Raw genomic sequence first — 11861 nt, forward strand, 5'->3', positions numbered from 1 at the left:
GAAAAGTATTTATTTAAATTGATTCCAATTTATATATATGAGAAAAGTTTTTATATTATTGATTTGTATTGTTCTATTTTCTTCTGTCTCTTTTGTCAGTGCAGAAGACATTAACGCAACACTTGATACAAATCCTGCACCTGCCGATTCTGTGCCCGGAAGTGTTGCAGAAGATACAAACATTTCAAAATCCGCTTATCTTGTGTTGGATAATGATGCGGATAAGGAAAACATCCATATCGGAGATTATGTCACATGGATAGTCACGGTTCAGAATTTAGGTCCTGACATGTCTCAAAACACACAGGTTCGTGATGAACTTCCTGACGGATTAAAATATTGCTACCACACCTTAACGAAAGGATCATTCAATCCTCAAACAGGAATATGGAATATCGGTGATTTGAAAGTTGGGGATGGTGAAGTTGCATTATATATAACGTGCATTGCATTAACGGCAGGTGAAAAAATCAATAAGGCATGGGTAACGTCAGATACATTCAATCCAAACAACGAAACATTCGAAGAAGAGGAAATTGACGTATTTGACCATGATGATGATAAGGATGTAAAAAAAGAAATCAGTAATGTCCATAAAACAGGAAATCCGATATTTTTAATATTAATATCTCTCTTTGGATTTGCAGGATTCCCTTTCCTATTCAAAAAGCAGTTATAATACTTTTGCGATAATGTATTGGTCCAGATAAACAAAGAGTATTTTTGCCTGTGCATTATCATTCAAGCTATTTTTAATCTTTGAAGCGCTTTTAACTTCATCAATAAGGGTATAATCGCTGTTTGCAACATAACCTATTTTTTCATTCTTATAATAAACTGCAATGGCGTCAGGGTCATGTTCATTGTCATCTTCCTTAACCAGATCCACAATCATGCTGTCGCTTGGAGTGAAATTATAAAAATAGCTGCCTGAAATGCTTATCAGAGTATCTTCTGTTGTATTTAAGTATTCGACCTGATTTTCAAATTCCTCAAGCTTATCAAATTCCTTGTATGCAATGAGATATGCTTTTCTGGCTTCAACAGGTTCTCTTAAAGCTTCAAGAATCTCACCTTTTAGGAAGTAAAATTCAGAGGGGTCTTCACTTTCAGGAAGAATCTCCAAAGCATTTTCAACAAATTCCAAAGCCTTTTCATATTCAAGTTCAGGAAAATAACTTACCTTCGCCCATTTATATAATGTATTGGCCTTACTGGTCTTGATTTCATCGGATTCATCAATGTTTAATGCATGATTAATGGAATCTATTGACTTTTCATACTCATTTTGCCTGTCATATATTTCTGATTTTAAAAGCCAGTAATTGACATCATCCTTTTTAAGTGTTTTTTCAATCTCTGATAAGGCTTCAGAGTAGTTTTCTTCACCAATCAGATAATCTATCTTATTGGTTTTTGGAATCACAAACCTTGACTGGCGGGTTTTATCAACCTTATCCTCAGAAGAATCAATGTAGAGATAATTTTTATTTTCCATTCAAATCAACTGTCATAGCTTTTTCAAGTTTATATATGATTTTAAATATATATTAAGTTTAGAGGTTAAAACATGGATTATGATATAATTTATATTGGAAGCGGAAATGCTTCATGGCAAGGTGCCCGATTTTTAAGAAAGGAAGGCTTAAAAATACTAATTGTTGAAGAAAGTTTATATGGTGGAGTATGTGCAAACAGAGGCTGTAACTCAAAGGCACTCCTGGATGCGCCATATGAAATAAAGGCATTGGCCGATAATTTTGAAGGGGTTGGAAAATCAGGCAACTTTGAAGTTGACTGGCCGGCACTGATGAAATTCAAGCAAAAGCGCATTGCAAACATGTCCCTATTTTTGGACGGCAAGTTTGATGAGTATGATTTGGATGTTGCCCACGGAAAGGGAATCATTCTTGATGAACACACAGTACAGGTCGGGGATGATAAATTCACAACAGAAAAAATAGTCATCGCAACAGGCCTGAAGCCAATGATTCCGGACATTAAGGGTAAGGAATATCTCCATGACAGCACTGACTTTCTGGACATTTCAGAGCTTCCAAAACACACTATCATCATGGGCGCAGGATTTGTGGGTATGGAATTCGCGTCAATACTTGCAGAAGCAGGTCTTGAGGCTGAAGTTATTGTAAGGGGAGACATGGCACTGAAATATTTCCACCAGCCATATGTGCAAAGAGTCATTGAAATTTTAAAAGAGAATAATATACGCTTCCATTTTAACCAGACTGTAAAAGAAATCATTAAAAGTGATGATGTAGTTATCGATAATCCTGAAGCGAAAGTTTCAAATGTTACCGAAGGCCTGAATGTTGACATTGATTTGAGAGATCCTGATGCTAAACTTGACAACAGGGCATATGAAAACGGGTTTACGGTCAACTGTGAAAGCGGATTGAGCCTAACGGGAGACTATGTAATATCAGCTATTGGAAGAACTGCCAATGTTGACGGAATCGGCCTTGAAAATGTGGGACTTACAAGCACCAAAAATGGAATAAAGGTCAACGGACACCTCCAGACTGAAGTGCCTAATATCTACGCCTCAGGAGATGTTGCAGATACAGGAATTGCAAAGCTTGTAACCGTTGCTATACATCACTCCAAATATCTTATTAATGAATTGCTTGGCCAGGCCGATGAAATAACCTATCCTGTTGTTCCTGCAGTTGCATATACCATTCCAAGAATAGCTACTGTCGGTGTTCCTGCATATATTGCTGAAGAATCTGATGAATATGATGTTCATACCATTAGATACGGCAATTCATATTCACTTGAGCTTAAAAACGACACCACAGCTGAGGCAAAGGTTATTGTAGATAAGGACCTGCAGATTGTAGGTGCAGAGATATATGCTGCAGATGCTGAAAACGTTGCCAACATGTTCGCATTTATCATAAACAAGAAAATAACCTTGGAAGAGCTTGATTACATGATTTATGCATTCCCGTCAAGCAGTTCAGTATGTTTATATAAACTTCACAACATTCATTATGATTTATAGGTGATATTATGGAAAACTATGAAAACCAGAAATTCTGCCAGTCCTGTGCAATGCCTATGGGGAGCAGCGAAATATATGGGACAAATGCCGATGGAAGCAAAAATGACGAATATTGCATATATTGCTTCAAGGATGGAGAATTCACTTCGGACATTTCAATGGAGGAAATGATGAACTTCTGCATTGAAAAGATGGTTGAAGTTCACCCTGAGATGGATAATGCTGAGGCCGCATCCATGATGAATGAGGTATTTCCAAAATTGAAAAGATGGGCCAACGATTAATTAAAATGATTTTTAAAACTCCCAATCTGATTTTAAGGCCCTGGAAAGAATCCGATGCAGAATGCCTTTATCACTTTGCAAAAAATCCCAATGTCGGACCTATTGCAGGATGGCCACCTCATAAAAGTGTTGAAGACAGTTTAAATATTATCAGGACTGTTTTTTCCAAAAGGGAAACTTATGCCGTTGTAAAGGATGACATTCCTATTGGATGTACTGGACTGCTCTTTCATCCGGACACCAATCACTGGTGGGGTGAAAACTCAGCCGAACTGGGATACTGGATAGCCCAGGAGTACTGGGGAAAGGGATTTGCCGTTGAGGCATCTGAAGTTATAGTCAAAAGGGCATTTGATGATTTGGGAGTTGAACGTATTTTCGCATCGTTTAAAAATGAAAACACCAGGTCAATGAGGGTTTTGGAAAAATTGGGCTTCAAATACTATTCTCAATTAAACAATATGGACTATGAGAATAATGTTTTTCGTGAAATTGCGATGATTTGTGAAAAATAAGTATATATTGTATTATAAATAAATTCTTAAATAATATAAGGTGAAATTTATGAAGGATATTATTATTGTTGATTGTATATCATCTGGTGTAAATTTTATAAGGGATATTCTTAATATGGGTTACAATCCGGTAATTTTGGAGTTAAAACCTGATTCTGATGACGTTAAGGCATATAAACAAAAAATGGAATTGGAATATGATGAAATTGACTGTTTATATGAATTGATTTATGAAAGGGAAACATATGAAGAAACCCTTGAATTCGTAAAAAAAATGGATCCGTTACTTGTTATTCCAGGCAGTGAACGTGGGGTAGTACTTGCAAACAAACTTGCCTATGATTTGGATTTGGTAGGAAATCCTGTTGCCAATCTTGATGCAATGACATTGAAACATAAAATGCAGAAAAAAATTGCAAAGGCAGGCCTTAGAAATATCAGGGGAAAACGCATTTCATCAGCTGAAGACGGTGTTGAATATTTTGAAAACAAACCCTTTGAGAAAGTTGTTTTAAAGCCTGTACATGATTCTGAACCTGCAAATGTCCGTATATGTTCCACTGAAGAGGAAATAATCGAAAATGTCAATGATTTATTCACCAGAAAGGACATATTCGGCAAAGACATTGAAGACCTTATAATTCAGGAATTCATTGACGGTGAGGAATATATTATAAATACAGCTTCAAACAACGGTATTCATCGCATAACCACCATCTGGAAGTATAAAAAGGTAAAAACATCTGACGGCAGTTATGTTTATGATGCTCTTGAATCCGTTAATGACTTAAGTCTCGGTGAAGCTGAAATGATTGAATATGCATATGACGTTAATGATGCTATCGGAATCAAATACGGTGCTGTCAGCGGTGAATATATCATCGATGAAAAGGGACCTGTTCTTGTTGAGGTAAACTGTCACCCTATGGGCGGTCATTTGCCTGTTGAGTTTTTAGATAAGGTTTCAGGACAGCATGAAACAGATTCCATATTGGATTCATACCTTAAGCCGGAACGCTTTTTAGAAAAAAGAAAGGAAAAATACAATATGAAGGCTTACGGCGCATTAAAAATGTTCATAGCTCCAAAGGACCTGATGGCAAGATCCGCTCCAATCATCAATATTGCTCCACAGTTAAGAAGTCATTATGGTACTGTTTTCGAGGATTTAATTGCTAACGAAAGGTTCTTTTCAAAAACCGAAGACATTAATAACAGCTGCGGTCTGATATTTTTGGCCCATGAGGATGCAAGCGTAGTTAGTGAGGACGTCAAATTCTTAAGAAGCGTTGAGAAAAACGCATTTAATTTGGTTTTAAGTGAAGAAAGTGATGAAATACAAACCATAAATAAAAACGTGATCATTGAAAAGCTTAAACTTGTAATTGACATTACTGAAAAGTACGGAACCGGATTATTAATTACAGACCAGCATGTATATGACGTCGGCATACTGCAGGTAGGCCTTAGTGATATGGATGATGTAAAGGGCACATTTGATTTTGTTTTACTCAATTTGAATGAAAGCTTTATTAGAAGAAGTGATGAGATTACTGTAGACATAATATTTGATATATTTTCATATATTAAAGTCGGAGGAGTGATTTTCATTCCGGATACAACTTATAAATATGTTCCTGGCGGAAGAAAAGGTGTTGAGGCTCTTGTTAAATCACTGAACCTCAAGATTGAAGTTCCACCATACGGCATGAAAAATGCAGTGATTGCATCCAGAATTAAATAATAAGATAATTTAACAATTATCTTTCTTTTTTTTCAAAGATAGTATGAGCGAAGAAAAAATTACATATGCTGACGTTGAGGAATACCAAAGCCTATTCACTCTGGCCCCATCATTTCTGCTTGAGACATTTGCCAGAAGAAATACCAATCTTGTTTTGAAGTTTAAATCTATTATAGGGTCATATATGGACAGTCTTACAGATATTCAAAAAGAAAAGCTTTACATTATTCTTTCAACAGACATTGATGAACTTCAGGGCCTAATGAATGAGGCATATCAGAGAACCCAAATTAAACAGTATGAAGTTTTGTCCAATCCCAATTATAAACAGTTCATTAATGATAATCTGGACGAAATAAGGTCATTACTAAAATATAAATAGTTTTATAAAACATAATAATATTCATTATGGGGATTTCTTTTACTTTGGAAGATAAAAAAATAGTAATTGTTGCGGCATTAACCCAGCTTATCGAACAGTTAATATGTAATATGACTGTTGTTGCACTTCCACAGATAGCTATAGATTTAAATTTCAATATAGATATGATGATGTGGGTTAATATGATATATCTATGTTCTTTAGTTGCTTTCTGTATTCCCGGTGCTAAAATCATTTCCCAGTATGGGGTTAAAAAATCTACCCTTTATTGCTTTATCCTATTGTTCATTTCAGTTTTGATTTCCATATTTGCCGTTAATCCATACCTCTTCCTTCTTTCAAGAGGAATTCAGGGTTTATCATGTGCATTGTTATCCGTTAGTATTTACATGCTGATTGTAAATGATTTGGATGAAGAGGAAGTAGGTCCCGCTTTGGGTATTGTAGGATCTGCCGGATATATCGGAATGCTGATTGCCCCTTCATTTATGGGATTTACTATGTTTTTTACCAGCTGGAGAATTGCATTTTTAATATTCATTCCAATTATTCTGATTTTATTCGTGCTCTTAAGGGGAGTTAAGAAAGAATGGACTACGGAAAAACAAAAAATTGATAATTTAGGGTCTTTGATTTATGTTGTCACTATGGCTCTATTGGCTTATGGAATCACCATTCTTGATGAGTGGGGAATAGTTCTTGTTGTAGCCAGTTTAATTCTATTAATTCTTTTTGTCAAGGTTGAAAAACGTGTTGAAAATCCAATTTACAATCTGAAGCTCTTAAAAGATGCAAGGTATGTAATTGGCAATTATGCTGCAATGGCCGCTTATTTCACTACAACAATTGCATTTAGTGCAATTACATTCTATCTGCTTTACATTCACCAATATAGCGAATTCTTTATAGGTTTGATATTGCTTATTGCACCGATTATCATGGTCGGTTTATCTGGTTTTTCCGGAAGACTTACAAAAAGAATCGATCCAAGAATCATTTCCGGAGTTGCAATGGCATTCATTTTCGCTTCAATGCTATTATATTCATTCATGCATCACTTTACATTGGATTATGTGATTTTTGCATCTGTTTTGCAGGGAATAGGTGCCGGTTTATTCTCAGCTCCAAATAATAAGTATGTATTGACATTGGTTGATGTTGAAGACTTGCCTGATGCAAGTTCACTATTATCCACAAGTAAGGAATTCGGTAAGATTTTAAGCGGAGGAATATATACATTAATTTTCTCCATTTTCATAGTGGGCGGACAATTGGGTGATTCTTCTGTTAATCACTTGCTGATGTTATCTACACATATCATGATGATGCTTAATGCAGTTGTTGCTTTTTCTGCTATGGCACTGCTCTTTTACAGTTATACGAAATACGAATTGGAATATAATCTGAGAACTGTTGCCTATATCAAAAGAGTATTTTCAACATGGGTTAAGGACATGTTCTAATCAATTATTTTTTTTCAAAATATTAAAGTTTAGGCATACCTAAAAATTTATATACTCATTAGAATAAAATAATATTAAATAGTAACACGGGAGGTATACTATGATAATAGGTATTGAAAACCTAAAAGAAAAGCAAAAAGAAAAAGAAGAATCTGAATAATGGCTTACATTATTCTTTTTCTAAACTATTTTTTTACAATATTTTCAACATGAAATCCTTTTAAGCATATTGGATAGAGCTTTCATTATTCTTAATGCATGCTTAAAAGATAGCAAATTTCAAATCATTTCTTCAATATTTCAAAGCTATTAGAAAAAAAATTTTAATATTGGTGATGGCATACATAACATTTAGACAATAGTCAATGCATTTGGAACTTTCTTTAAGATATTGTTTTTTATAGATATCATGGTTGATGATGCAATAGAAAAGTCTGCTTCTTTTGATGCAGAAACATCATCTTCAGCAGGAATGATTGTAGCATTCAATTCTTCCTGTAAATTGTTTACACTAATATTTTGTACCCAAGGGTCAATATCTGATATAATTATTTCATCAACCTTCTTATCCAGTTCCTTAGCTATTACCCAGGATATGAACCTTCCTCCGTGCAATGCTATTGTATTTCCTTCAGACAGATTTACAATTTCATCCAATGTATGTTTGAGTTCAATCTTTTTATACATGTTGGAACTTACTAATGTGGCCCAGTGTGCATCACCAATGGCATATGACCCGATTTTTCCTGGATAAATGTAATCCGGTCCGGCAATTTTTACTGCAGTAGTTAATGCAAGAAGGTCATGTTTTTGGACAGGCAAGCCTCTATTAGGAAATTCTTCATTAATAATTTGAATAACTCTTGGAAGACCGAATTTATTTCTTCTTGCTGTTCCTGGCTCAAATCCGCACATGTATCCATGATGATTTTTTGGAAATCCTGTAATTACCATATTAAGACCGCTTCTCAATCCTGCGCGAACTTCATTTTCATAGGCACCGTTAGTTGCAACTACTTTTCCGGGAGCCAATATTCTGGCGGCTGCAATGGTTTTGGCAAATGCTTCTGTTGTATTTTCGCATCTGTTAAATGGTCCTCCTTCGACTACTAAAACATCTGCGCCAAGTTCAATTGATTTTTCAAAACCTGTTATTGCTTCATCATATCCGTCACCAACAAACATGATTGACTCTAAACCTCTGCCATATTTTTTTGCCAAATCGGCAATATCTTTAGCCTCTTTTAAAGGGGCGGCATGTCCGTCACTGGTCTGTTCTGATGTAACATTAACGGCAACGGAAGATGATAGTTTTACCCACTCTTCCTTATCGGATTTTTGTTCCAGTTCCTTGTCAATCAATCTCTCATGAATTCTGCCTCTAGGACATTCGGTATATGCAGGGCCTTTGGTATAGCATTCCCCGCCGCATCCACTAATGTTTTTTGGAAATCTCATTGCCCCGTTTTCTCCAAAATGATCCAAATCAAGAGGTACGTCAACGATGTCATGAACCATCTGCATCACTTCAACCCCTCTCATTCCGAATTTTTCTGCGATGTCTGAAAATGCATATGCGCAGATGTGAATAGGAGCACCAATCATATTGGATAATCTGCAGTTTCCAAGCAGGTCCATTAATTCCAAATCAGACGCACAGGTTCCGGCTACAACTTCTGTTAAATCACATCCTAGTGGGAATCTTTTGAATTGCATACCTAATTTCATAGTTTCATCTATAGACAATTGGGAAATTGCATCAACAACTGCAACTACATCTTTATTTTCCATTTTTGATATTTCAATTGCCGCTTCATCATCAGTAACTGCCTTTTTTATTAAATCATACATGGGTTAAACTCCTTAATATTTTTTTGATAATAATTATTATTACGTAAAATATTAAATAAAAACCTTTCGTTTTTTGGAATACCTAAAATAAATTATTAATGAATTATAGTAATTTTTAAAAGTAATACTTTTTTTAGTTTTTAAATAAAATAAGTAATACTGGTATTACTAAAAAACAAATATTTTAAAATAAGTAATAACAATTTAAAGGTCAATATAAAGATTTAAATAGTAGTACTAATTTAATAATAAATATTACTACATGTTTAACTACCTATCTAAATATGTCCAGAAGATTATATATCTAATAGCATTGTAGTAAGATCCTTTCAAATTAAATTTGTTGAAAGAATAAAAAAATTCTAATGGAGAAAAGAACATGGTTCTTTCCAAGTTAAAACAAAAATTAGAAGGAAAAAAAGATAAAGGAGATAAAAAAATGAAAGTAGCAATTTTAGGTGCAGGATGTTACAGAACTCATGCTGCAAGTGGAATTACCAACTTCTCAAGAGCTTGTGAAGTTGCAGAAGCAACCGGTAAAGAAAATATTGCAATGACTCACTCAACCATTGAAATGGGTGCAGAATTATTAGAATTAGCTGGTGTAGATGAAGTAGTTGTATCCGACCCAATTTTTGACGGAGACTTTACCGTAGTAGATGACTTCGACTATGCAGAAGTAATCGCAGCTCACAAAGCAGGTAACCCTGAAGAAGTAATGCCTGCAATCAGAGAAAAAGTAGGTAAATTAGCTGAAACCGTACCAAAACCATCTAAAGGTGCTATTCACTTTACTCACCCTGAAGACTTAGGTATGAAATGTATGAATGATGATTCTGAAGCTGTAGCTGACGCTGACTGGGTAATGACCTGGTTACCTGAAGGAGGTATGCAACCTGACATCATCAAAAACTTCGCTGATGATATCAAAGACGGTGCAATCGTAACTCACGCATGTACTATCCCAACTCCTGGATTAAACAAAATCTTTGAAGACTTAGGTAAAAACGTAAATGTAGCTTCTTACCACCCAGGTGCTGTACCTGAAATGAAAGGTCAAGTTTACATTGCAGAAGGATTTGCTGACCAAGCAGCTATCGACACTTTAATGGACTTAGGTACAAAAGCAAGAGGATCCGCATTCACATTACCAGCAAACATGGTTGGTCCTGTATGTGATATGTGTTCAGCTGTAACCGCAATTACCTATGCAGGTATTTTAGCTTACAGAGACACCGTAACTCAAATCTTAGGTGCTCCTGCAGGATTTGCACAAAGTATGGCTTACGAAGCATTATCCAACGTAACTGCTTTAATGCAAGATGAAGGTATCGACAAAATGGACGATGCTTTAAACCCAGCAGCATTATTAGGTACTGCTGACTCAATGAACTTCGGTTCATTAGCTGAAATTGTTCCTACTGTATTAGATTACTTAGGTAAAGATGAATAAACACATAAGTTAATTGTTGGTTTTACCAACAATTTTTAACTTATTTTTTAATCGTTGGGTCAGCTAGCTATTAAAAAATAAGTTACTCATTTTAACAAGTATCATTGTGAGATGGATATTAATGATTGATGAAATTTTAAATAAAGCAAAACAAGGAAAAGAATTAACGGACGGGGAATTTTTAGAATTGTTGAATATTGATGATGATGAAAATTTAGAAAAATTATTCAAAATAGCTTGTGATATAAGAGATCATCAGTCTAAAGTAATCAAATTGACATCCACTGTACATCTAACAAATAAATGTCAGATTCAACCTAGATGTGAATATTGTGGATTTGCTGAAGAAACTTCTGAAAAGGGATATTTCAATGCATTTTATAAATCTAACGATGAAATATTAACTGCAGTCAAATCTATTCAGGAAGCACACATCCCTCGTGTAAGCTGTTCTGGAGGATATGGCTATAAAGGCAAACAGGCAGTAAATGCCTGTAAGATTGTAAAGGAAAACTCAAATTTAGAAATTCTAGTAAATGTTGGAGGAGATCTGACAGAAAAATCAGTAAAAGAATTGGCAGATTTAGGTGCCGATACAATTTGCTGTAACTTAGAAACCATTAACGAAGATGTTTTTTATCAAAGAAAACCTGGAGATTCATTGGACCAAAGAATTTTGACCTGCAAACGGGTGAGTGATGCCGGAGTTGGCCTCTCTTCAGGTCTGCTTTTAGGTCTTGGCGAAAGCAAGGAAGACAGAATAAAACACTTGCGTTATTTATCAAACTTCAAAACTTTAGAAGAAATTCCAATAATGGGTTTCAATCCTTATGAAGGTACTCCAATGGCAGATTATCCTCCATTCCCATTAATAGAACAGTTAAAAATGGTTGCTGTAACAAGGATAATGTATCCGGAAATTACAATCACAATGCCAACCCCAACTGTTGGACCTGAAAACGTGGAATTTTCACTTAAAGCAGGTGCAAACAATTTGGCAACAGTAATAGCCAGCAATTATCCTCATGAGGTTAAAGGGGTGGGCTCTCCGGAATATGGTAATTATTCAGAAGTTGTGAATGTCATTGAAAAATTAGATTTGATACCTCAAACTATTTAATCTCTATTTTTTAGATATGATATT

Annotated in this window: 11 protein-coding genes; 9 read left to right on the forward strand and 2 right to left on the reverse strand. The window is 35.1% G+C overall.

Features of this window, described 5'->3' with window-relative positions; all coding sequences use genetic code 11:
* Positions 1-37 precede the first annotated feature (37 nt).
* On the forward strand, positions 38-679 hold the full coding sequence (locus ACKI44_RS03960; RefSeq protein ID WP_407421755.1) for a DUF11 domain-containing protein: 642 nt from the start codon (positions 38-40) through the stop codon (positions 677-679).
* Here the strand turns inward: ACKI44_RS03960 and ACKI44_RS03965 are convergent.
* Positions 674-1498 (reverse strand): hypothetical protein, encoded by an 825-nt coding sequence (locus tag ACKI44_RS03965; RefSeq protein WP_407421757.1) that lies wholly within the window; start codon positions 1496-1498, stop codon positions 674-676. The genes ACKI44_RS03960 and ACKI44_RS03965 overlap by 6 nt on opposite strands.
* A 72-nt stretch (positions 1499-1570) precedes the next feature.
* Here ACKI44_RS03965 and ACKI44_RS03970 point away from each other — a divergent pair, with 72 nt between their 5' ends.
* The 6 genes from ACKI44_RS03970 to ACKI44_RS03995 are packed head-to-tail and all read left to right on the forward strand — an operon-like array spanning position 1571 to position 7413.
* On the forward strand, positions 1571-3025 hold the full coding sequence (locus ACKI44_RS03970) for a dihydrolipoyl dehydrogenase family protein (RefSeq protein WP_407421759.1): 1455 nt from the start codon (positions 1571-1573) through the stop codon (positions 3023-3025).
* Positions 3026-3033: 8 nt separating this feature from the next.
* Entirely contained in the window at positions 3034-3309 is a 276-nt protein-coding gene (locus ACKI44_RS03975; RefSeq protein WP_407421761.1) for a zinc ribbon domain-containing protein, read from the forward strand.
* 5 nt (positions 3310-3314) lie between these two features.
* Positions 3315-3824, forward strand: coding sequence for a GNAT family N-acetyltransferase (locus tag ACKI44_RS03980; protein WP_407421763.1), 510 nt, complete (start codon positions 3315-3317; stop codon positions 3822-3824).
* 49 nt (positions 3825-3873) lie between these two features.
* A complete protein-coding gene (locus ACKI44_RS03985) occupies positions 3874-5568 on the forward strand; it encodes an ATP-grasp domain-containing protein (RefSeq protein WP_407421766.1) in 1695 nt (564 codons plus the stop codon).
* Between the two features lie 43 nt (positions 5569-5611).
* Complete coding sequence (locus tag ACKI44_RS03990; RefSeq protein ID WP_407421768.1) at positions 5612-5950, forward strand: hypothetical protein; 339 nt, start codon at positions 5612-5614, stop codon at positions 5948-5950.
* 44 nt (positions 5951-5994) lie between these two features.
* Positions 5995-7413, forward strand: a complete 1419-nt coding sequence (locus tag ACKI44_RS03995; RefSeq protein WP_407421770.1) for an MFS transporter — start codon at positions 5995-5997, stop codon at positions 7411-7413.
* 351 nt (positions 7414-7764) lie between these two features.
* Here the strand turns inward: ACKI44_RS03995 and hmdC are convergent, their stop codons facing one another.
* Positions 7765-9264 (reverse strand): 5,10-methenyltetrahydromethanopterin hydrogenase cofactor biosynthesis protein HmdC, encoded by a 1500-nt coding sequence (hmdC, locus tag ACKI44_RS04000; RefSeq protein ID WP_407421772.1) that lies wholly within the window; start codon positions 9262-9264, stop codon positions 7765-7767.
* Between the two features lie 439 nt (positions 9265-9703).
* On the opposite strand from hmdC, the gene hmd reads away from it, so the two are divergent.
* Together hmd and hmdB are read left to right on the forward strand one after the other, a co-directional pair.
* Positions 9704-10717, forward strand: a complete 1014-nt coding sequence (gene hmd / locus ACKI44_RS04005) for a 5,10-methenyltetrahydromethanopterin hydrogenase (protein WP_407421774.1) — start codon at positions 9704-9706, stop codon at positions 10715-10717.
* 121 nt (positions 10718-10838) lie between these two features.
* The gene (gene hmdB, locus ACKI44_RS04010; protein WP_407421776.1) at positions 10839-11837 is read left to right on the forward strand and encodes a 5,10-methenyltetrahydromethanopterin hydrogenase cofactor biosynthesis protein HmdB; all 999 of its coding nucleotides are present in this window, start codon (positions 10839-10841) and stop codon (positions 11835-11837) included.
* Positions 11838-11861 lie beyond the last annotated feature (24 nt).

This window comes from Methanobrevibacter sp. (assembly GCF_045646205.1).
In the GTDB taxonomy this organism is placed as follows: Archaea; Methanobacteriota; Methanobacteria; order Methanobacteriales; family Methanobacteriaceae; genus Methanocatella.

What these genes read in the sequence shown, in the direction of transcription:
- ACKI44_RS03965 (WP_407421757.1), bottom strand. Translation starts at nt 1,498, where the DNA reads ATGGAAAATAAAAATTATCTCTACATTGATTCTTCTGAGGATAAGGTT.
- hmdB (WP_407421776.1), top strand. Translation starts at nt 10,839, where the DNA reads ATGATTGATGAAATTTTAAATAAAGCAAAACAAGGAAAAGAATTAACG.
- ACKI44_RS03980 (WP_407421763.1), top strand. Translation starts at nt 3,315, where the DNA reads ATGATTTTTAAAACTCCCAATCTGATTTTAAGGCCCTGGAAAGAATCC.
- ACKI44_RS03990 (WP_407421768.1), top strand. Translation starts at nt 5,612, where the DNA reads ATGAGCGAAGAAAAAATTACATATGCTGACGTTGAGGAATACCAAAGC.
- hmdC (WP_407421772.1), bottom strand. Translation starts at nt 9,264, where the DNA reads ATGTATGATTTAATAAAAAAGGCAGTTACTGATGATGAAGCGGCAATT.
- ACKI44_RS03970 (WP_407421759.1), top strand. Translation starts at nt 1,571, where the DNA reads ATGGATTATGATATAATTTATATTGGAAGCGGAAATGCTTCATGGCAA.
- ACKI44_RS03975 (WP_407421761.1), top strand. Translation starts at nt 3,034, where the DNA reads ATGGAAAACTATGAAAACCAGAAATTCTGCCAGTCCTGTGCAATGCCT.
- hmd (WP_407421774.1), top strand. Translation starts at nt 9,704, where the DNA reads ATGAAAGTAGCAATTTTAGGTGCAGGATGTTACAGAACTCATGCTGCA.
- ACKI44_RS03985 (WP_407421766.1), top strand. Translation starts at nt 3,874, where the DNA reads ATGAAGGATATTATTATTGTTGATTGTATATCATCTGGTGTAAATTTT.
- ACKI44_RS03960 (WP_407421755.1), top strand. Translation starts at nt 38, where the DNA reads ATGAGAAAAGTTTTTATATTATTGATTTGTATTGTTCTATTTTCTTCT.